Origin of the sequence: Micromonospora sp. NPDC047074, from assembly GCF_040643815.1 — a bacterium.
Taxonomy (GTDB): domain Bacteria; phylum Actinomycetota; class Actinomycetes; order Mycobacteriales; family Micromonosporaceae; genus Micromonospora.
On sequence record NZ_JBEYVB010000031.1, the window covers coordinates 1 to 21,029 of the forward strand.

Consider the following 21,029-nt stretch of genomic DNA (forward strand, 5'->3'; position numbering starts at 1 on the left):
GACGCCGGGCGCGCGGGCGGGCCCCGCCGCCGCCGGGGGCGGCCGGGATGGCCCCCCCCCCCGCCGCCCCCCCCCCCCCCGCGCCGGGCCGGCCCGCGCGACCAGGCGGGTGGCCGGGCGCGGCCGGGTGGACGACGGCCGCCGAAGGCATGCTCGCCCGGCTGGTCGGCGCGGTGCGGCAGCGGGGTCGGGCGCCGGCACCCGCCCTGGCCGGCGTCGCGCTGCTGGCCCGGCGCCTCGACCGGCGTCCGCTCGCCGCCGCGTTGACCCGGGTCGCGCTCGGCGGCGGGCCGGTCGCCGACGAGCGGACCGCGTGGCTGCTGTGCCGGCTCGCCGACGACTGCCTCACCGCCGCACCGGAGGACCGGGCGCTGGCCGCGGTGGCCCGCCGGGACGCCGTCGCGGCGCTGCGCGAGCAGTACCGGTACGACCTGGCCGCCGACCACGTCGACCTGATCAACGGGGCCGGCGGCGTGGGCATGCGGCTCTGGGACGTCGCCGACGACGCGCTCCGCCGGGCCGTGGCGCCCTCCCTGGCCGGGGTGGCCCGCGACCTCACCCGGCAACCCACCAACGGCCTCTACCACGGTCGCGGCGGCGCCCTCCTGCTGCGGCGGATGCTGGCCGCCGCCGCGCCGGCCGGGCCCGCTGCCGCCCCGTCCGGCGTTGCTGCCGGTCCCGGCGTCATCCGGCCGGACACCGGTGCCGCCGACGGAGGGCCGGTCGGCGACCCGCCCGGCCTCGCGCCCGTCGTCGACGACCTCGCCCGGCTGACCCCGGCCGCGTTGGACACCGGCGAACTCGGCGTCGGCGGGGTCACCCTCTGCTACGGGCTGCCCGGCATCGCCGTGGCGCTGGGCCCCGAGGTGGACCCGGACCTGTCGGCGGAGGTCGACCGGGCACCGGTCGCCGCCGCGTCGCTCACCCGGCTGGCCGACCTGCTCGCCGACCCGGGCAGCGACGAGACCCTCTGCCACGGGCTGGCCGGGGTGGGGCTGGCGATGAAGCTCGCCCCGCTCTGGCACCGGATGGTTCCCGACGACCTGCGTACCCGGCTCGCCGGCCGCCTCGTCGGCCACCTGGACCGCGCCGACGACGCGCAGGTGGGTTCCGTCTTCGACGTGCCGCTGGTGCACGCCGTGCTCAGCGGGCCGCTCGGCGTCGCGCTGGCGCTGGCAGAGACCGCCAACCCGACTCCGCCCTGGTGGGGCGCCGGCATGAGCCTCGGCGACGGGACCCCGACGGTGGCCGGAGGCGGACGATGACGTTCACCCTGCAACAGCAGGACAACGACTGTGGCGTCCAGGCACTGATCACCAGCCTGAGGACGCTGGGACACGAACCGCCCGAGGCGCGGCTGCGGGAGGCCCTCGACGTCCGGGGCGCCCGCTCGATGCGGGAGCTGCGGGACGCCGCCGCCGACGTCTGCGGCGTCCGCTACCGGGGCGTCCGCGACTGCCCGTTCGACACGCTCACCGCCGGGGCGGTGGTGCACCTGCGCGCCGACCACTACGTCACGGTGGTCGGCCGGCGGCTGCGCCGGGTGCGGATCTTCGATCCGGCGTCCGGGCCGGGCTGGCTGGACGAGCGCGCCTACCGCGACCGCGCCTCCGGTTGGGCGCTGCTGCCCCGGGCCGCCGACGGGTCAGCCCCGGCGCCCGCGGCCCGGCCCCGGCGGGTGCCCCGGTTCGGTTGGCTGCGCCCGCTGGTGCGCGCCGGCGGGTTCCGGCCCCGCCAGGCCGTCCCGGTCCTCGCGGTCAGCCTGCTGCTCTACACCGGTCTGACCCTGCTCAACCTCGTGCTGATGCCGTACCTGAACCGGACCAGCGTGGGCGGCCACGGCGGGCAGGTCGCCCTGCTGGTCGGTCTGGCGCTCTTCTTCGTCCTGCTCAGCGCCATGTTCTGGTTCCGGCAGCGGCAGCTCACCACCCTGGGACTCGCGTTCGACCGGGCACTGATCAACCACCTGGTGGACCGCGTCTCCCGGACCGCCACGACGACCGAGACGTCCTCCGGCTCGCTGCTGCACCGGGTGATGACCGTCCGGGAGGTCCGCGAAGGAACCACCGCGCTGGCCCTGTCGGTCTTCACCAACGCCTGCGCGGTGGTGATCCTCATGGGCTTCATGGTCTCCATGTCCCTGCCGCTCTCCGCAGTGGTCGCCGCCCTCGCGGTCGGGCACATCGGGCTGACCACCCTGGCCCGCCGCCCGATCGTGCGCCACTACGACGAGCGGCTCCGGCTGGAGGGCGAGGTGCAGGACATCCTCATCACCCTCACCCGGGGCCTGTCCACCTTCCGGGGGCTCGGCGCCACCGGTCACCTCCGGGCCACCCACGAGCACCGCCTGGACCAGCTCAACGCCGCGATCCGGACCCTGCAGTTCCGGCTCTCCTGGATCAGCGGCCCGACCGAGGCGCTGCGCTTCGTCGGCCTCTACGCGATCCTGCTGGTCGGGTCGGTGCTGGTCGGCACCGGCGCGGTCAGCACCGGGGAACTCTTCGGGTTCCTCACCATGGGCGGCACCGTGATGTTCGCGGTCGTCAACATCGCGGAGAGCCTGCCGGCCACCGCCCAGATGGAACGCCAGCTCCGGTACGTCGCCACCCTGCTGGACCTGCCGGTCGTCCCGGCCGGCACGCACACCGACCCGCTGCCCGGGGCACCGGCCGTGGTGCTGCGCGACGTGCGGGTGCACCGCCCCCGCGACGGCTTCGACCTGCGGCTGGACCTGCGCATCGAGCGGGGCGAGACGGTGACCGTCGGCGGCGCGAGCGGGGTCGGCAAGTCGACAATGGCCCGGATCGTCTGCGGGCTCGACCCGACCCCGGCGGGGCGGGCCGAGGCGTACGGCGTCCCGGTCGCCGACTGGGATCCCGACCGGCTGCGCCCGATGGTCTGCTACGTGCCCCCGCGGTCGGACTTCGCCCGCACCACCCTGCGCGACAGCCTGTGCAGCGGCGTCGACGACATCACCGACGCCGAACTCGACGAGGTGCTGCGCCTGTTCGAACTGGAGGAGGTGCTGCGACCGCTGCGGCTGGGCCTGCGTACCACCCTCCAGGTCGACGGCGGCACCTTCAGCGCCGGCGAGGTGCAACGCTTCGCCCTGGCCCGGGCGCTGCTGCGCCAGCCGTCCCTGCTCATCCTCGACGAGGCCACCAACTCGCTGGACCGGGCGATGGAGCTGCGGCTGCTGCGTGCCGTCCAGCAGCGGGTGGAGACCCTGGTGGTGGTCAGTCACCGGCCGGTCGCGGCGCACCTGGGCAGCCGGCACCTGGTGATCGAGCGGGACGGCGACGGCGTCTCCCGCCTGGTGCCCGGCGATGACTGACGGGCTGCGTGGCGTGCACGCGTACTGGCGGGTCCCGGGCCGGCGACCCCGCGCGTACCGGCAGCTCGCCGCCCTGACCTGGCTGCTCAGCATCCTGTCCTGGCGGCGGTACGCCGGCCCCGTGGAGCTGTACGCCGACGCCCCGACCACCGACTGGCTCGCCGCGCTGGGTTGGCTCGACCACTACGACCGGGCCACCCTGCTCGACGACACCGGCCTCGACGACCGGTACGACCGGGCCGCCTGCTTCGCCCTGCCGAAGCTGCTGGCCCTCGCCCGGTTCCCGAGCGCGGTGCTGGTCGACACCGACGCCTACCTCGTCGCGCCGCTGAGGCTGACCGGCCCCGGGTCGCACGTCGCGCACCTGGAGGTCGGTGACGGCGACTTCTACGCGGCCCTGCACGGGCTGCGCAACCCGGCCGGGGTGGAGCTGCCCGACGACCCGGAAGTGGTGGGCAACACCTCGCTGTTCCGTGCCGCCGACCCCGCGCTGGCCGACCGGATCAGCGCCGCCGGCCTGGCCTTCCTGGCCGGCAACCCGGCCACCTCGGGCCGGGACGTCCACCTGCACATGACGGTCGCCGAGCAGGTGCTCGCCACCCATCTCACCCGGCGCGCCGGGGCACCGCTGACCCCCGTCTTCGACGCCCGCTGGTCGACCCGTTCGCTGTGCTGGCTGACGCCGCCACCGGCCTTCGGGCACCTGTGGAACCTCAAGCGCGGCGCCAGCCCCGACCGGCTCGTGCAGGCCTTCGCCATGGTCCGCGGGATCCTCGTCGACGGGTACGGGATCGCGCCCGACCGACTGCGTACGGCCGTGGAGCGGGCATGATCGACGCCGACCTGCCGGACCGGCTGGCCAACACCGGGGCGGCCGTCCACCGCGCGCCGGACTCCACCGTGCCGGACGGGCACCCGCCGGACTGGCTGGTCGAGCCCGACTCGCTGGACGGCCTGGTCGCGGCCGTCGGCCTGCTCAACGCCGCCGGGGTCCGCTGGCGGGTCGACGCGTTGGGCCGCAACTGGGGCTACGACGACGGCCGGGTTCCCGAGCCCGGGGTCATCGTCCGGCTGGCCCGCCTCGACCGCCTCGACCTCGACCCGGAGCTGGGCCTGGCCACCGTGCAACCGGGGGTCACCTTCGCCCGGCTGCGGGCGGCGCTGGACGAGGCACAGGCCCCGTTCCGGCTGCCGGCGCCGGGGTCGGGCCCGCACACCTCGGTGCTCGGCAACGCCCTCGACCGGGGGCTGCTGTCCGGCCTCGGCGAACGCGAGCAGCACTGCCGGGACTTCCTGGTGATGGCCCGCGACGGCACGCTGACCCGGCTCGACTGGCCCGGGCGGGAGGCCGACCGGGTCCGCCGGGCCGTGCCGTACCCGCCCGGGCCGCACCGGCGCGGGTCGGTGTTCCAGACCGGCGGGCACGGACCGGTCGTGGTCGAGCTGACCCACGTGCTGCCGGTCGCCGTGCCGTACACCGCGCCGCTGGTCCTGCTCGCCGGCCCGGAGCCCACCGAGGCGCTGCTGCGCTGCTGGCGGGAGCTGCTCCGGCAGCGACTGGTGGACGGTTCGCTGCTCCAGCCGCCGGTCCGCCGGCGGATCCAGGGGTTGGTCACCGCCCACGACGGCCTGGTGCTGCACCTGGGCGTCGGTGCCGGGTCCCGGCCGATGCTCGGCGCCACCGTCTCCGAGGTGCGGCGGATCGCCGCGCAGCACGGGCTGCGGGCGGCCCTCGACGCGGCCGGCCCCGCCGACGACCTGCGAATCCTCGGTGCGAGCGGCGACCAGCCGGACGCGGTGGCGCGCGGACCGGTGGGACTGGAATGGCACACCGCCTGCCTGCCGTTCGACCCGGCGCTCGTGGTCGCGTACTGGCGCGCCCAACAGGCGGAGCCGGCGCTGGCCGACACCCCGTGGACGCTGCGCCCGCTGGACTCCCGGGCGTTGGTCTGGCTGGCGCCGCTGACCTACCGCAAGGACGACCCGGCCAGCCGGGCCGAGCTGCGCCGGCGCGGGGCGGCCTTCGCGCGGGTACGGGAGGCGTTCGGCCTGCCGTCGTACCGTCGCGGCGGCCTGCGGACGCCCCGGTGAGTCATCTGCTGCTGCTGAGCGTCCACCGGCTGCGTGGTGGCCGCTCCGGGGAGGCCGTCCACCTGCGGCAGCTCGCCCAGGCGTTGGCGGCGGCGGGGGAGCGGGTCACCGTCCTGGACGGACCGTTGCAGCCCGGTCGGCCGGTGGCCGACCCCGGGGCCGCGCTGCGCCGGCTCCACGCCGACCTCGACCGGCTGCTCGACGCGGACCGGCCCGCCGCCGCCCTGCTCTGGCCCGGCGCGCGGGGCGAGGAGACCCGGCTGGCCCGCCGGCTGGCCGAGGCCGGGGTCCGGCTGGTCCTCGAACACCCCGCCGCCGACCTGCCGCCGGATCCCGACACGGTCGCGTACGCCGCCGATGTCGTCGTGCCGTCGCGGTTCGCGCGCCGGCATTTCGCCGCGGCCACCGGCCGGTGGGCGCACGCCGTCGAGCCGTTGCTGCGGCCCTGCGACTGCCCGGCCGACCGCCTGCCGGCCGTGGGCGCGGTACCGTTCCGGGTCACCTTCGTCAATCCCGAACCCGCCAAGGGCCTCGGCGTCGTGCTCACCCTGGCGCAGGCCAGCGCCGCGCACCGGCTGCCGTTGCGCTTCCGGTTCGTGGAGGGCCGCTGGACGGCCGCCGACCTGCGCCGGATCGGCGTCGACCCGACGCGCATCCCCCACCTGGAGGTGGTGCCGTTCCAGGAGGACGTCTGCGGCCTGTACGCGCGGACCGACCTGCTGCTCGCGCCGAGCCTGTGGCGGGAGAGCTTCGGGATGGTCGCCCGCGAGGCGACGGTGCACGGCGTACCGGTCGTGGCGACCCGGGTGGGTGGGCTGCCGGAGGCGGTCGGCTCCGGCGGGATCTGCCTCGACGCGCCGCCCTGCGGCCCCCACTACGGGGTGACGCTCACCGGGGCGCAGGTGCGGCAGTGGCTGGCGGCGATGGTCGCGGCCCTGCGCGGGGGCCACCGGGCGCCGGCGGGACTGCGGGCGGACAGCGCCGCCGCCACCGTCACCGCCTACCGGGAACTCCTGCTCGGCCCGGCGGCCGCCGGCACGGGCCGATCGGCGCAGCCGTAGCGACGGTGGTCGGCCAGCGCGGCGGCCACCCGTACGGCCAGCTCCGGCCAGTCCCGTTCCCGGGCGAGGGCCAGCACCGCGGCGAGGTTCGCCTGTTCCTCCCGGAGCCATCCGCCCGGGTCGGCCAGGGCCCGGTCCCGCAGATCCGCCGGCGCGAGGTCCGGGTCGCACCCGGATGGCAGCCCCGGCGCGTCGATCCGCCGGACCGCCTCGGCCGCCAGCGCGCCCCAGGTGTGCGCGGCCCGGGCCACGGGGTCGCCGGGCGGGGCGTCCCCGTCGGCCAGGAAGGCGGCGACCAGCCGGTGCACGAGGTACCGGTTCGGCCCGGGCGCCGCCCGTGGGGCCAGCGTCAGCAGGTGGCAGCGGACCAGTTCGTCCAGGGCCCGGACCGCCTCGCGGGAGCCGAGGCCGGCGCAGGTCACCGGCACCCAGTCCGGCACCGTGGGCGTCGGCAGGCGGGCCACGGCCGCCAGTACCCGGGCAGCCGTCGGGCTCAGCGACCGGTGCACCGCGGCCAGGCCGTCCCGCACGGAGATCGCGTCGACGGTGAGTTCGTCCAGCAGGTGCCGGGGCTGGCCGAGCAGGTCCGCCAGGTCGGCCAGCCACGTACCGGAGCGGACCCGGGCCGCCGCGATCCGCAGCGCGAGCGGATGCCCGCCGCAGGCCCGGACGACGGCGCGGGCGGCGTCCGGCTCCGCCTCGGCCCGCCCGGCGTCGAGGTGCGCCGCCAGTACGTCCAGCGCCGCCGCCTCCGGCAGCGGGTCCACCCGGTGCCGCAGCGCCCCCGGCAGGTCCAGCAGGTGCCGGCTGGTGACGACGACGCCGCAGGCCGGCGCGGCCGGGACGAGCGGCTGGACCTGGTCGACCGAGCCGGCGTCGTCCAGCACCACCAGCAGCCGCCGGTGGGCGACCAGGCTCCGGTACAGGGCGGCCCGTTCGGCCAGCGAGTACGGGATGTCCCGGTGGTCCACGCCGAGACCGCGCAGCGCCTCGGCCACGACGTGCCGGGGGCTGCGCGGCTCCGGGTGGCTGCCGCGTAGGTCGAGGTAGAGGTGCCCGTCGGGGTGGTCGGCCACGGCCGGGTGGGCGACGTGCACCGCCAGGGCGGTCTTGCCGACGCCGGGCATCCCGTGCAGCAGCAGCACGGGTGGGGCCGGGCAACCACCGGGACGCGCCGCCCCGCGCAGCCGGTCGGCGAGGAGAGCCACGTCCTGGGCGCGGCCGGTGAACGGGACCGGCGCCGGTGGCAGCTGCGCCGGGCCGCACGGCACGGGTGGGAGCGGACGCTCGTCGACCACCCCGGGTTGGCCCGGTCCGCCGGCCTTCGGCGGCACCTCGGTCGGTGGCTCCTCCGCCAGGTTCAGCGTGCGGTCCTGACGCAGGATCGCCGTCTCCAGCTCGGTGAGCGCCGGCCCGGGGTCGAGCCCGTACTCGTCGACGAGGATCTCCCGGCCCCGCCGGGCGACCCGGAGGGCGTCCGGCTGCCGGCCGCTGCGGTACAGCGCCAGCATGAGCTGGACGCGTAGCCGCTCCCGTAGCGGGTGCTCCGTGACGTGCTCGGTCAATTCGGCGATCAACCGGTGGTGCCGGCCCAGCGTCAGCTCCAGGTCGACCAGCCACTCGTACTCGTCGAGCCGGTGTTCCTCGAGCCGGGTCCGGGCCGGCTCCAGGAGGTCGCCGCCGGCCCCGGAGAGCGCCGGGCCGCGCCACAGCGACAGCGCCGCTCGCATCAGGTCGGCGGCCACGGCCGGCTGCCCCCGGTCGGCGGCGGTCCGCGCCAGCGCCGCCCGGTCGGCGAAGAGGTTCAGGTCGAGCTGCTCCGGTCGTAGGTCCAGCCGGTAACCGCCCGGGTGGGTGGAGATCGGCTCGTCCGGCGCGCCGGCCGCCCGGATCGCCCGGCGTAGCGCGTGGATGTCGGACTGGATCTGCGCGCGGGCGGTGGCCGGTGGCGCGTCGCCCCAGGTCGCGCCGATCAGCCGGTCCACCGTGACCACCTGGTTGGCGTTCAGCAGCAGGTACGCCAGCACCGTCAGCCGGCGGGGCCGGTGGATCTCGGCCGGTCGCGTCCCCACGGTGACCCCGACGGGGCCGAGCACCGTGAACCGCAGGGTCATGGCCCCGGCACCGGATCCCGGTCGCGCACCCGGGCGACGGCCCGGGCTAGGGGAGCGATCGCGGCGAGCCGGTCCAGGTCCGCCGGCCAGTGCCGGCCCAGCACGGTGACCAGTTGACGGACGTACCGGTCCTGCCACGCCGGATCACCGGCGAGCACCCGCTTGCGGAACCAGGTATGGCGGAACGGCACCCCGCTGGTGTCGCCGGACCAGTCCCGCAGCAGCGGGTCCCAGACGGCCGGGATCACCGGGGCGCAGGTCAGCCCGAGGCGGTCCGCCTCGACCAGCACCAGCCGCTGCTCGCAGAAGGCGGGCAGGGCGACCGGCGCGCAGCCGGCCGGGTCGGCGTTGCCGCGCATGAACCGTGCCGCGGTGGCGGTGAAGGCGGCCCGGTGCCGGTCGTCGTTGAACACCGCCAGCGCCGTGTTGGCCGCCCAGTCCGGCGGCGTGCCGGCGATCCGGTCGGCACCGGGCAGCCGGTCCAGCGGCGGGTAGATGTCGCCGTTGGCGCGTTCGCGGTGCGCGAAGACGAAGTCGGCGCGGGCGGTGTCGACCGGCCGGACCAGGAAGAGGTCCAGGTCCAGCATGGCCACCGGGGCGCGTTCGGCGGCCAGCGCCACCAGCTTGCCCCCGGTGTAGTAGACGACCGGGTCGATGTCCCCCGGGTCGATCCCGGACAGGTCCTCGGTCACGTCGGCGTAGATGTCGAGCAGCCCCAGCCCGTCCAGCAGCCGGGCGCCGTCGTGGTCGGTGTGCAGCCGGACGGGCCCGTGGAACCGCTGCCAGGACCGGACCGACAGGACGGTCGTGACGATCTCCCACGGGGCGAACTCGTGCCGGGCCCCCCGGGCGCGGCTCGGCGCGGTCCAGAGGGTGTGGAACGCCGGCACCCCGGCCGCCGGGACGTCGCTCATTCCTTCTCTCCCACCAGGTGCACGTGCCGTCCGAGGTGGGACAGCACCGGATCCTCGCCGGCGACGCGGTCCAGGGCGAACACCGCCTCCGGGTCGACGGCCCGCCCGCCGGCCGCCGCGGCGAGCACGTCGTTGAAGACCCGGACGCCGTAGCGGCCGACGACGCGCACCCCGGCCGTCCGCATCCGTCGCGCCACCTCCTCGGCGGGCAGCGCCGGGCGGGTGAACCGGTGCCCGTCGAGCCCCACGGTGAGGGCGCCGGAGCGCAGCCGGTCGAGCAGGTCGCCGGGGTCAGCGCCCCGTGCGGCGGCGGCCAGGAGTTGGCCGTACGGGTTGCTGACCAGCACCGAGACCAGGCAGCCGGCGGGCAGCGGACGCAGGCAGCCGTCCAGGGCGGGCACCCAGTCGGGCACGTACTCCAGCACGTTGTGCAGGCTGAGCCCGTGCGGGGCCCGGGCGGCCACCAGCCGGCCGACGTCGTCGGTGGTGCCGTCGACGATGTCGCACCGCGACAGCAGCCCCGCCGAGGCCAGCCGGTGCCGCGCCGCGTCGCGCAGGTCGGCGGCGGGTTCCACCAGGGTGACCCGGCGGCCGGCACCGGCCAGGTCGGCGGCGAGCAGGCCGTCCCCGGCCCCCACGTCCAGCCAGCTCCGGTGTGCCGCGCTCAGGTGCCGGCCGAGGTTGGCGGTGACCAGCCGGTGCCGCAGCCGCTGCCACGGCGTCTCCTCCAACGCCGCGTACTGCGCGGCGAGCCCGTCGAACGCGTGCGGCGCGGGCGGGTTCACAGCCGCTCCCACAGCCGCTCCAGGTCCTCGTCGGTGGTGTAGTAGTGCGGGGCCAGCCGGACGTGGCCGGCGCCCGAGCCGGGCAGCCGGCGTACCGAGGTGACGACCCCGCCGGCCAGCAGGTGCCGGGCCAGGCCGTCGGCGTCGACGTCGTCCCGGCGGAACGCGGTGATGCCGCTCCAGTCCGCCACGTCGGCCCCGGGCACGTGGTAGCCGCGGCCGGTCAGGCCGGTGACCAGTGTCCGGCGCAGCGCCCGCAGCCGGTCGGCCGCGGCGGTCGGCCCCACCTCGGTGAGCAGGGTCAGCGCGGCCCTGAGCCCGAGCAGGCCCAGCACGTTGGGCGAGCCCGGTTCGAACCGCCGGGCGCCCTCGGCGAGCGGCCCGTCGGCGGCGTACCGTTTCGGGTCGCCCAGGCTGTGCCAGCCGACCGTCGGCACCCGGAGCCGCTCCAGCAGGGCCCGGCGCACGTACAGCACGCCCATTCCGGCCGGGGCCAGCAGCCACTTGTGCCCGTCGGCGGCGAGGAAGTCGACGTCCCGGGCGTCGACCGGGAACGCGCCGAGGGTCTGGATGGCGTCGACCGCCAGCAGCACCGACCGCCCGCGCAGGGCCCGCCCCAGAGCGGACAGGTCGGCCACCGGCCGGCCGGTCACGAAGTGCGCGGTGGAGACGGCCACCAGCCGGGTCCGGCCGTCGACGGCGTCGAGCACCTCGTCGGTGCCGAGCGGCGCGTCCCGGTACGCCAGCGTCGCCACCTCGACGCCCTGCTCGCGCAGGGCGGTCCAGGGCAGCAGCAGGCTGGGGAAGTCGTCGGCGAGGACGAGGACCCGGTCGCCGGGCCGCCAGCGCAGCGCCCCGGCGACAGTGCCCAGCGAGGCCGACGTGGAGGGGCTCAGCGCGATCTCGTCGGGGTCGACCCGGAGCAGGTCGGCGGCGAGTCGGCGGGTGTCGTCGGCCAGGTCGGGGCAGAGCCAGTCGAACTGGCCGTCCCGGGCGGCCCGGTCCAGGTAGCCGGTGACCGCGTCGGCCACCGGCCGGGGCAGGGGTGCGACGGCGGCGTGGGCGAGGAAGGTCCGCTCCCGGGTCACCGGGAAGACCTCGGCCCGGTGCGCGGCGTCCCGCAGGATCCGCGCCAGCGGCCCGCTCATCCGGGCGGTCCCGCCGTGGCGTACCGGACGGTGCGGGCGATCCCCTCGGCGAGGGGGACGGCCGGTGTCCAGCCCAGTTCGGTCCGCGCCCGCGTGACGTCGAGGCTCTTGACGAGCGGCCGGACCCGGTGGGGCCCGCGGAAGACCGGCTCCCGGGCGACCCCGTCGTACGCCTCGCTGACCATCCGGGCCACCTCCCGGATGGCGGTGGGTCGCCCGGAGCCGAAGTTGTAGCAGCCGCCGGGGTGCCGGGCGAGCCGCTCGGCGACCCGCAGGTAGCCCTCCACCATGTCACCGACGTAGAGGAAGTCCAGCCGGGTCGTGCCGTCGTCGCGTTCGCCGAAGTCGTACGGGCCGCCCTCGCGCAGCCGCCGGATCGCGTGCGGCACCAGGCGGGAGGTCTGCCGGTCGCCGGGCCCGTAGGTGTTCATGAACCGGCACACCGAGGCGGGCAGGCCGAACGTGCGGGCGTACGCCTGCACGGCCACGTCGGCGGCGATCTTGGAGGCGCCGTAGAGGTTCGCGGCGGCCCGGGCCGGGTCGTCCTCGTGCAGCGGCCGGTCGTCGTGGTTCTCGCCGTAGTACCCGCCGGTGGAGGCGAAGACGAACGCCGCCACGTGGTCGACCCGGCGGACCGCCTCCAGCAGGGTGTAGGTGCCGCCCGCGTTCACCGCGAGGGTGTCCGCCGGGGCCCGTACGCTCTCCGGCACCAGCGGCTGGGCGGCCAGGTGGAAGACGGCCTGGGGCCGCCACCGGCGTAGCGCCCCGGCGACCGCCGCCTCGTCGCGGACGTCGCCCTCGCGCACGTCGACCCGGGACCGCGCCGGATCGACGGCGAGGACACCCTCCTGTCCCGGGTCCCGGTCGAGCACGCTCACCTCGGCGCCGAGCGCGACCAGCCGGATCACCAGGTGGCCGCCGCCGAACCCGCAGCCGCCGGTGACCAGGACCCGTCGGCCGGCCCAGAAGGTCGCCGGGTCCGGCCCGGCCGGCGCCGGGGGAGTCGCCGGAGCGGCCGGTGGCGTCGACGCGCTCATCGCGTCGTGCCGGCGAGGACCGGACGCACCGCCGGGTCGAGGTGCCAGGCCCGGGCCGCCCGCACGGTCGCCGCGAGCCCGTGGTCGAAGTCGACCCGCGGGCGGAAGGCGGTGAACTGGCCGAACTTCGTGCCGTCGAGGTGCTGGCGGCTGATCGTCGTCACGCCCGGGGCCTGCCCCCGTACCACCACCCGGAACCCGTTCGCCATGATCCGCTCGGCGCGGTGCGGGTCGTGGCCGCGTTCGTGGCCCGCGGCGGCCTCGACCACCCGCCGCAGCACCTCGGGCGTGCTCAGGTTGACGCAGCCGGCGATGTTGAACACCTCGCCCCGGCAGGCGGGACGGACGGCGGCGAGCAGCAGCGCGGTCACCACGTCGTCGACGTGGATGTAGTCCCGCCAGTGGCCGATGGACTCGAAGTACAGCTCCGGTGGCGCCGGGCCGGTGGGGTCGAAGACGAACGACAGCGACCGGGGTATCAGCCGATAGCGGCAGTTGCGGTCGTCCGGGCCGAAGACGTTGCACAGCCGCAGGACGACGGTGGGGATGTCGAAGGACTGGTGGAACGCCTGCCCCATGACGTCCCCGGCGAGCTTGGCCGCGTCGTAGATGCCGATGCCCCGCAGCGCGCTCTGCTCGGTGTAGCGGGTGCCCTCCATCTCGCCGTACACCTTGTCGGTGGAGGCGATGACCACCGAGTCGGGGACGGCGGCCGGCGCGCGGCGCAGCGCGTCGAGCAGGTTGACCGTGCCGATGGCGTTGGTCGCGATCGCGCCGGCCGGGTCCTGGGCCGCCCGCTCGATCACCGAGTACGCCGCGAGGTGGAACACCGACCGGAAGGGACCGTCGGCCAGAGCCTGCTGGAGGTCCTCCGGGCACCGGATGTCGCCGGACACGATCCGCAGCCGCGACCCGGTTCCGGTCGGCACGGTCGCCCGCAGCCGGGCGGCCCGTGCCGGGGCCCGGTCGTTGTCGAAGACGGTGACCTCGCCGCCTAGGGCGAGCAGGTGCCGGACGAGGTGGCCGCCGACGAACCCGAGCCCGCCGGTCACCAGGTACCGGCCGCCGGTCACCGCCGGCTCCGGGGCGGTGCCCGACTCCACGGGCAGGCAGGCGCGGCGGCCAGCGGACCCCGGAGGCGCGTCGTCGGCCGGATGGGATGCCCGCGACGATGGTTCCACCTCGACCTCGCTCACTGTCGGTGATGTCCTGCTGCTGCGGGACTGCCGGTCACCAGCGGTCGTACGGTCCCGCGCCAGGCCCGTCCGTTGTGCCCAGCGGCAACGACGTGTGGACCAGGATCCCAGGTCGCGACTCAGGCTAGGAGGTTACCGTCGGGCCGGCAATCTCGTCATGATCTCGTAACGGTAACGTGCGTTCCCGCTGACCACCCACAATGGAGTGACTACTTTTAGTGAGGGGTATGGGTCGTTCCTGGTGGCGACGCCCCTGCGCCGACGCCGAGGGCGGCGGCCGGGGCGGGGGTCCTGCCGGCCGGTCGCGGGGTCCCACCTACGGCCGGCGGCGGTGTCGGGTCGGCTGACCGCCGGCTCGGCCGGACGGCGTGCCCGCGCCCGGCGTCGGGATCCGGTGCCACGCATTGGCGGTCGGATGATCGTGATTCCTGAAAGGGTTGGGGCATGACCGCGCTCTTCCGCTCCCGGCTGACCGACTGGACCGTCGTCACCCCGCTGCTGGCGATCCTGGTGCTGATCATGACCTGGGGACGCGACCTGTCCGGTCCCGTCGTGGGCGTGGTGGCCGTGTTGCTGGCCGGTGCGGTGCTGGCCGCCGTGCACCACGCCGAGGTGGTGGCCCACAAGGTGGGGGAGCCGTACGGCTCGCTCGTGCTCGCCGTGGCCGTCACCGTCATCGAGGTGGCCCTGATCGTCACGCTCATGATCAGTGGTGGCGAGAAGACGCAGTCCCTGGCGCGGGACACCGTCTTCGCCGCCGTCATGATCACCTGTAACGGCATCCTCGGGCTGTCCCTGCTGATCGGCGCGTTGCGCCGCAGGGTGGCGGTGTTCAACTCCGAGGGCACCGGCGGGGCGTTGGCCACCGTGGCCACTCTCGCCGCCCTGAGCCTCGTGGTGCCGACGTTCACCACCAGCCGGCCCGGCCCGGAGTTCAGCCCGGCGCAGCTCGCCTTCGCCGCCGTGGCGTCGCTGGCTCTCTACGGCCTGTTCGTCATGGTGCAGACCGGCCGCCACCGCGACTACTTCCTGCCGGTCAACAACCAGGGGCGGACGCTCGACGCGGAGGTGCACGCCGAGCCGCCGTCCGACCGGGCCGCCCTGCTCAGCCTCGGCCTGCTGCTGGTGGCCCTGGTCGCCGTGGTCGGCGACGCCAAGTCCGTGTCGCCGGCGATCGAGTCCGCCGTCGCCGGGGCGAACCTGCCGCAGTCCTTCGTCGGTGTGGTCATCGCCCTGCTGGTGCTGCTGCCCGAGACGATCGCCGCCGCCCGGGCCGCCCGCCGCGACCGGGTCCAGATCAGCCTGAACCTGGCCCTGGGCTCGGCCATGGCCAGCATCGGGCTGACCATCCCGGCGATCGCGCTCGCCTCGATCTGGCTGGACGGCCCGCTGGTGCTCGGCCTCGGCGGCACCCAGCTCACCCTGCTCGCCCTCACCGTCGTGGCCAGCGTGCTGACCGTGGTGCCGGGACGGGCCACGGTGCTCCAGGGCGGCGTGCACCTGGTGCTGCTGTCCGCGTTCGTCTTCCTCGCCGCCAGCCCCTGACCGTCCAGGTCGGCCACCGCGCGTGACACCAGGGCATGGCGGCTGGCCCGGCGGGGTACTGGACGCGGCGACGCCGACCCCGGGAGGGCACTGTGACGAGGCGCATGGCACGCCGGCCGCGACGGGTGCTGCCCGGGCTCGTGGTGGCCCTCGTCGTGGCGGTCGGCTGCGCGGTCGGCGGGGTTTCCGAGCCCGGCGGGCAGGAGCCCGCGCCGCAGCGACCCGGCGGCCCGGACTCGCCCGGCGCCGGACAGACCCGGGCCGACGGCACCACCAGCGTCGAGGAGTTCCAGCAGGACGTCGCCGACGCGCAGGCCATCGCCGAGCGGTACTGGGCCGCCCAGTTCCAGGCCTCGGGGCAGCGGTTCCGCCCGATCCGCCGGGTCATCCCGTACCAGCGCGACGGCGAGGTGTCCTGCGGCGGTCAGCCACTGCCGCGCAACAACGCCGTCTACTGCTCGGCCGGTGACTTCATCGCCTACGACGTGAACTGGTCGGTGGGCGCGTTCCGCCAGGTCGGCGACGCGTTCGTGTTCTACCTGCTCGGCCACGAGTACGCGCACGGCATCCAGACCCGGCTCGGCATCCGCTACTCGTACACCATCCAGCAGGAGTTGCAGGCCGACTGCATGGCCGGGGCCTACCTCGGCGACTCGGTCCGCTCGGCGGCGCTCAAGCTCGACGACGGCGACCTGGAGGAGTTCCGCGAAGGGCTGCTGGCCGTCGGCGACGAGCCCGACCAGCCGTGGTTCGCCGAGGGCTCGCACGGCACCGCCGAGCAGCGCACGGAGGCGTTCTTCCGCGGCTACGAGCGGTCCCTGGCCGCCTGCGACCTCACCTGAACGGCCCGGCCGGCGGGGCGGGACCCGGAAAAGCCGTTGCGCGACTGCTCGCCCCGCCCGGTACGGTCGCGGGCGTGTTTCCGCTGCGGAGCCCGGGCACGCCGTGCCCGGCCCCGGCGGCTTCCCGGCTGAGAGTAGGTTTCGTCGATGGCGTGTCGGATCAGTGAGCTCGTGCTCGAGTGCCGCGACCCCGAGGTGCTGGCGCGGTTCTGGTGCGAGGTCCTGGACTTCGTGGTGCTCGACCGCGAGGAGGGCTGCGTCGAGATCGGGCCCCGCGAAGGGTTCGGCGGTCCGCAGCCGACGATCATCCTCAGCTATCGGGACCAGCCGGAGCGGGCCAAGCCCCGGCTGCACATCGACGTCAACGCCACCGACCGCGATCAGGACGCCGAGCTCGAACGCCTCCTGAAGCTCGGGGCGCGCCCGGCCGACGTCGGCCAGACCGGCGAGGAGTCCTGGCACGTCCTCGCCGACCCCGAGGGCAACGAGTTCTGCCTGCTCAAGGCCCGCCTCAACCCGCTCTGACGCGCGGTGGCCCCGGTGCTGCCCCCGCCCGTGACCCGTCGGCCAGGTCACCCCGGGCCGCACCTGGGCAGCACCGGCGCGGGCCGGCTGAGAGGATCCACCGGGTACGCACCCCGAGGAGGATCCGCTGAGCAGCCACCATCCCGCCGCCGTGCTCTTCGACATGGACGGCACCCTGGTCGACAGTGAGAAGCTGTGGGACGTCGCGCTGCACGAGCTGGCGGCGGAGTACGGCGGCACCCTCTCCGATCCCGCCCGCAAGGCGATGATCGGTAGCAGCATGGGGGTGTCGATGCGCATCCTGCACGACGACCTCGGCCAGCCGGGGCGCGACCCGGGGGCGAGCGCGGCGTGGATCAACGCCCGCATCCTGGAGCTGTTCCGCACGGGCCTGCGCTGGCGTCCCGGCGCCCTGACCCTGCTGCGGGCGGTCCGCGCGGCCGGCATCCCGACGGCGCTTGTCACCTCCAGCGGCCGGCCCCTCGTGGAGGTCGCGCTGGACACCCTCGGGCGGGACAGCTTCGACGCGGTCGTCTGCGGCGACGAGGTCGACGCGGCCAAGCCGCACCCGGAGCCCTATCTGACCGCCGCCCGGCTGCTCGGCGTGCCGATCGCCCGCTGCGTGGCGATCGAGGACTCGCCGACGGGGGTGGCCAGCGCGCTCGCTGCCGGCGCGGCGGTGCTGGCCGTACCGGCGGAGGTGCCGCTCGGGCCGCTGGACGGCGTACACCAGTTGGAGAGCCTGACCGGCGCGGACCTGGAGCTGCTGGCCGCCCTGCTCGGCGGGCCACCCGGCGAGGCCTGACGCGACCGACGGGCCCCGCCGGTCGGCGGGGCCCGTCAGTGGCGGATCAGTCGTGGGCGATGGCGCCCAGGACGTTGATCCGGGCGGCCCGGATCGCCGGGAGCACCGCGGCGATCACCCCGATGATCGCGGCGAGGCCGAGGAAGACGCCCATCTGGGTCCAGGGCAGCACCAGGTCGGTGATCCCCTCGTCCCGCAGCGCCTCGACCACGGCGGCACCGAGGCCGGTGCCCACGGCGACGCCGAGCAGCGCGCCGAAGACCGAGATCACCACCGCCTCCACGGTGATCATCCGCATCGTCTGCGCCCTACGCAGGCCGATGGCCCGCAACAGACCCAGCTCCCGGGTGCGCTCCAGCACCGACAGCGCCAGCGTGTTGATGATGCCGAGCACGGCGATCACGATGGCCAGCGCCAGCAGGATCTGGATCATCGTGAGCAGCCCGTCGAGCTGACCGGTCTGCTGCTCGATGAACGCCTCCCGGTCGGCCACCGACACCTCGGGAGAGTCGGCCAGCAGCGCCTCGATCCGGGGCAGCACGTCGGCTGCCCGGGTGCCCGGGGCGAGCTGGATGAAGCCCTGGATCGGCTGCGGGATGGTGAAGTCGCGGGCCGCCTCCGGCGGCAGCACCAGCGGGTTGGTCAGCTCGGAACTGGCGTAGATGCCGGACACCGTGTAGGTCTTGGCCTCGCCCCGGGACAGCTGCACCGGCACCCGCGACCCGACGGAGAGCCCGCGCGACGTCGCGGTGTCCGAGCTGACCAGCATCTGGTCCGGCGCGAGCCGGTCGATGTCCCCGGCGGTGGCCTCCGCCCCGAAGATCTGCCGCAGCGCGGCGACGTCGCTGCTCGCCGCCACCCAGGTGCGCTGACCGCCGACCACGGCCATGTCGCCGTACTCGCCGTCGGCGATGCGGACCCCGGGGATCGCCGCGGCCTTCGTCAGCACCGCGGGGTCGAAGCTCGGCGGTCGCGGGCCGCTCTGCGCCCCGGAGATCACCAGCTCCGCCTTCAGGTTGTCCTCGGCGAGGGCGCCGATGCTGCTCTTCGCCGAGTCCAGGATCACCGTCACCCCGGTCACCAGGGCGATGCCGACCATCAGCGCCGCGGCGGTGATGGCGGTGCGGCGCGGGTTGCGGCCGGAGTTGAGCCGGCCCAGCTTGCCCGGCACCGACCAGGCGAAGAGCGCGCCGAGCAGGCTCACCACCGGCCGGCTGATCAGCGGCGTGAGCAGGGCCACGCCGATGAAGGCGAACAGCACCCCACCGAGGATGGTGGCCAGGGTGCTGCCCTCGGCGTTGCCGGTGAGCCCGACGGCCAGCAGCGCACCGCCGATGGCCGTGACGATCGCGCCGGCCACGGTGACCTTGGTCAGCGGGCGGTCCGGGGTGGCCACGTCCTGCATGGCCGCGATCGGCGGGATCCGGGACGCCCGCAGCGCCGGCAGCAGCGCCGCCACCACGGTGATCACCAGGCCGACGGCGAACGCGCCGACGACGGCGGACAGCGGCACGCCGACCCCGGCCAGGGTCAGCCCACCGGCGAACGTGCTGAACAGGTACGCCAGCAGCGCGCCGATGCCGATGCCCGCACCGAGGCCGAGCACCGAGGCGATCAGGCCCACCGCGACGGCCTCCAGCACCACCGACCCGATGATCTGCCGGCCGCTGGCCCCGATGGCGCGCATCAGCGCCAGTTCCCGGGTGCGCTGCGCCACGATGATCGAGAACGTGTTGAGGATCAGGAAGGTGCCCACCAGCAGCGCCACGGCGGCGAAGCCGAGCAGGATGCGGTTGAAGAAGGACAGCGCCTCCTTCATGCCGGCCGCCGCCTCCGTGGAGAGCTGCTCGCCGGTCTTGACCTCGTAGTCGGCGCCCACCGCGGCGGCCACGGCGTCGCGCAGTGCCTCGTCGGACACCCCGCCGGCCGAGGTGACCGAGATGTTGCTGAAGGTGCCCGGTGTGCCGAGCATCAGCCGCTGCGCGACCGGCGTGGTGAACATGATCTCGGTGGCGCCGCCGATGGAGTCCCGGTCGCCGCTGTAGCCGAAGACACCGACGATGGTGAACTCCCGCTTCGGCTCCAGGGTCAGCACGCCCACCCGGTCGCCGACCTTCACCTTGCCGGCGGTGGCCAGCGCCCGGTTGATGACGATCTCGTCGTCGGCCTGCGGTGCCCGCCCCTCGCGCAGCTTGACCAGGTCACTCTCGCCGGTCCAGTTCTCGCCGAGCTGCGGCGGGCCGAACGAGGCGACCACCTTGCCGTTGGCGCCGATCATCCGCGCCCCGTCGACGCCGACCACGCCGGTGGCCTCGGCCACCCCGGGCACCGCCCGGACCTTGTCCAGGACGGCCGCCGGCACCGGTGCGGCCACCGGCATGCCCTCCGTCCCGCCGACGTCGATCTTCGGCTTGGCGGCGACGTTGACGTCCACCCCCTCGTACGCGTCGGCGAAGATCGCGTCGAACGAGCGCCCGAGGGTGTCGGTGAGGACGAACGCGCCGGAGACGAACATGACACCCAGCACCACCGCCAGGCCGGAGAGGATCAGCCGGACCTTGCGGGCCAGCAGGCTCTTCAGAGTCGCCCGGAACATCAGCGCGCCACCTCGGCGGGGGTGTCCAGCTTCTTCATCGTGTCCAGCACCGTGTCGGCCGTCGGCTCGATCAGCTCGGTGACGATCTGCCCGTCGGCGAGGAAGACCACCCGGTCGGCGTACGCGGCGGCGGTCGGGTCGTGGGTCACCATGACGATGGTCTGGCCGTGCTCACGGACCGACTGGCGCAGGAAGTTGAGCACCTCCGCGCCGGAGCGGGAGTCCAGGTTGCCCGTCGGCTCGTCGGCGAAGATCACCTCGGGCCGGGAGACCAGCGCGCGGGCGCAGGCCACCCGCTGCTGCTGACCGCCCGAGAGCTGCGCCGGCCGGTGGTCCAGCCGGTCCCGCAGCCCCACCGTGGCGATCACCGTGTCGTACCAGGCCGGATCCGGCTTGCGCCCGGCGATCGACAGCGGCAGCAGGATGTTCTCCTTGGCCGTCAGCGTCGGCAGCAGGTTGAACTGCTGGAAGATGAAACCGACCTTGTCCCGGCGCAGCTTCGTCAGGCCGGCGTCGCCCAGCCCCGTGACCTCGGTGTCGCCGACCGACACCGTGCCGCGGGTCACCGAGTCCAACCCCGCGAGGCAGTGCATCAGCGTCGACTTGCCCGAGCCCGACGGCCCCATGATCGCCGTGAACCGGCCCCGCTCGAACTCGGCGCTGACCCCCCGCAGCGCGACGACCTGCGCCTCGCCGCTGCCGTACACCTTCCACACGTCGCTCGCCCGGGCCGCGGCCTGCGCGTGCTGGCCTACCGTAGCGGTCACGTCATCTACCTCTTCCGTCTGTCTGCGATCCGCGCCGCCCCCGCTGGTCCGACGCGGCAGTCCCCATCATGTGCGCCCGCCGGCTCCGATCCGTCCGACTCTGGTCGGAGCCGGGGCGGATTTCGCTCTGCGGGTGCCCCCCACCACCGGCTCAGGGTTGCCCCTGAGCCGCCGACCGGTCGCGCGGCTTCTCCGCCGCCGGGACCGATCCTGCACACTGACGCCGTGTCAGGGTCAACCACGCGGCGTCGTCTCCGGTCACGGTAGGT

17 protein-coding genes are annotated in these 21,029 nt (G+C 75.3%); 9 read left to right on the forward strand and 8 right to left on the reverse strand.

What is annotated here, in order from left to right; all coding sequences use genetic code 11:
- The first annotated feature begins 149 nt into the window (after positions 1-149).
- The 5 genes from ABZ809_RS26110 to ABZ809_RS26130 are packed head-to-tail and all read left to right on the forward strand — an operon-like array spanning position 150 to position 6,486.
- Positions 150-1,265 (forward strand): hypothetical protein, encoded by a 1,116-nt coding sequence (locus ABZ809_RS26110; RefSeq protein WP_357565241.1) that lies wholly within the window; start codon positions 150-152, stop codon positions 1,263-1,265.
- Positions 1,262-3,334 carry an ATP-binding cassette domain-containing protein gene (locus ABZ809_RS26115; RefSeq protein ID WP_357565242.1) on the forward strand — a complete coding sequence of 691 codons (2,073 nt, stop codon included), beginning with the start codon at positions 1,262-1,264 and terminating at the stop codon, positions 3,332-3,334. Before ABZ809_RS26110 ends, ABZ809_RS26115 begins: the two co-directional genes overlap by 4 nt.
- Complete coding sequence (locus ABZ809_RS26120) at positions 3,327-4,166, forward strand: hypothetical protein (RefSeq protein ID WP_357565243.1); 840 nt, start codon at positions 3,327-3,329, stop codon at positions 4,164-4,166. The genes ABZ809_RS26115 and ABZ809_RS26120 overlap by 8 nt, the downstream gene beginning before the upstream one ends.
- Positions 4,163-5,425, forward strand: coding sequence for an FAD-binding protein (locus ABZ809_RS26125; protein ID WP_357565244.1), 1,263 nt, complete (start codon positions 4,163-4,165; stop codon positions 5,423-5,425). The genes ABZ809_RS26120 and ABZ809_RS26125 overlap by 4 nt, the downstream gene beginning before the upstream one ends.
- Complete coding sequence (locus ABZ809_RS26130) at positions 5,422-6,486, forward strand: glycosyltransferase (RefSeq protein WP_357565245.1); 1,065 nt, start codon at positions 5,422-5,424, stop codon at positions 6,484-6,486. The genes ABZ809_RS26125 and ABZ809_RS26130 overlap by 4 nt, the downstream gene beginning before the upstream one ends.
- Here the strand turns inward: ABZ809_RS26130 and ABZ809_RS26135 are convergent.
- Genes ABZ809_RS26135 through ABZ809_RS26160 form a run of 6 tightly spaced genes read right to left on the reverse strand, consistent with a single transcriptional unit; the run spans position 6,426 to position 13,587 of the window.
- Positions 6,426-8,600, reverse strand: a complete 2,175-nt coding sequence (locus tag ABZ809_RS26135; protein WP_357565246.1) for a BTAD domain-containing putative transcriptional regulator — start codon at positions 8,598-8,600, stop codon at positions 6,426-6,428. The two genes, ABZ809_RS26130 and ABZ809_RS26135, sit on opposite strands and share 61 nt — an antisense overlap.
- Positions 8,597-9,514, reverse strand: coding sequence for a hypothetical protein (locus ABZ809_RS26140; protein ID WP_357565247.1), 918 nt, complete (start codon positions 9,512-9,514; stop codon positions 8,597-8,599). The genes ABZ809_RS26135 and ABZ809_RS26140 overlap by 4 nt, the downstream gene beginning before the upstream one ends.
- Positions 9,511-10,299: a methyltransferase domain-containing protein gene (locus ABZ809_RS26145; protein WP_357565248.1), complete on the reverse strand. Its 789-nt coding sequence runs from the start codon at positions 10,297-10,299 to the stop codon at positions 9,511-9,513. The genes ABZ809_RS26140 and ABZ809_RS26145 overlap by 4 nt, the downstream gene beginning before the upstream one ends.
- On the reverse strand, positions 10,296-11,447 hold the full coding sequence (locus ABZ809_RS26150; protein WP_357565249.1) for an aminotransferase class V-fold PLP-dependent enzyme: 1,152 nt from the start codon (positions 11,445-11,447) through the stop codon (positions 10,296-10,298). The genes ABZ809_RS26145 and ABZ809_RS26150 overlap by 4 nt, the downstream gene beginning before the upstream one ends.
- On the reverse strand, positions 11,444-12,484 hold the full coding sequence (locus ABZ809_RS26155) for an NAD-dependent epimerase/dehydratase family protein (RefSeq protein ID WP_357565250.1): 1,041 nt from the start codon (positions 12,482-12,484) through the stop codon (positions 11,444-11,446). Before ABZ809_RS26155 ends, ABZ809_RS26150 begins: the two co-directional genes overlap by 4 nt.
- Complete coding sequence (locus tag ABZ809_RS26160; RefSeq protein ID WP_357565251.1) at positions 12,481-13,587, reverse strand: NAD-dependent epimerase/dehydratase family protein; 1,107 nt, start codon at positions 13,585-13,587, stop codon at positions 12,481-12,483. The genes ABZ809_RS26155 and ABZ809_RS26160 overlap by 4 nt, the downstream gene beginning before the upstream one ends.
- Positions 13,588-14,124: 537 nt before the next feature.
- On the opposite strand from ABZ809_RS26160, the gene ABZ809_RS26165 reads away from it, so the two are divergent.
- From ABZ809_RS26165 to ABZ809_RS26180, 4 genes are all read left to right on the forward strand, one after another.
- The gene (locus ABZ809_RS26165) at positions 14,125-15,225 is read left to right on the forward strand and encodes an ionic transporter y4hA (protein ID WP_357565252.1); all 1,101 of its coding nucleotides are present in this window, start codon (positions 14,125-14,127) and stop codon (positions 15,223-15,225) included.
- 104 nt (positions 15,226-15,329) lie between these two features.
- Positions 15,330-16,067, forward strand: a complete 738-nt coding sequence (locus tag ABZ809_RS26170) for a neutral zinc metallopeptidase (protein WP_357565253.1) — start codon at positions 15,330-15,332, stop codon at positions 16,065-16,067.
- 147 nt (positions 16,068-16,214) lie between these two features.
- Positions 16,215-16,592, forward strand: a complete 378-nt coding sequence (locus ABZ809_RS26175; RefSeq protein WP_357565254.1) for a VOC family protein — start codon at positions 16,215-16,217, stop codon at positions 16,590-16,592.
- Positions 16,593-16,743: 151 nt separating this feature from the next.
- Complete coding sequence (locus tag ABZ809_RS26180) at positions 16,744-17,397, forward strand: HAD family phosphatase (RefSeq protein ID WP_357565255.1); 654 nt, start codon at positions 16,744-16,746, stop codon at positions 17,395-17,397.
- A 46-nt stretch (positions 17,398-17,443) separates the two neighbouring features.
- Here ABZ809_RS26180 and ABZ809_RS26185 read toward each other — a convergent pair whose 3' ends face one another.
- Entirely contained in the window at positions 17,444-19,993 is a 2,550-nt protein-coding gene (locus ABZ809_RS26185; protein WP_357565256.1) for an ABC transporter permease, read from the reverse strand.
- Positions 19,993-20,760 carry an ABC transporter ATP-binding protein gene (locus ABZ809_RS26190; protein WP_357565257.1) on the reverse strand — a complete coding sequence of 256 codons (768 nt, stop codon included), beginning with the start codon at positions 20,758-20,760 and terminating at the stop codon, positions 19,993-19,995. The genes ABZ809_RS26185 and ABZ809_RS26190 overlap by 1 nt, the downstream gene beginning before the upstream one ends.
- Positions 20,761-21,029: the final 269 nt, after the last annotated feature.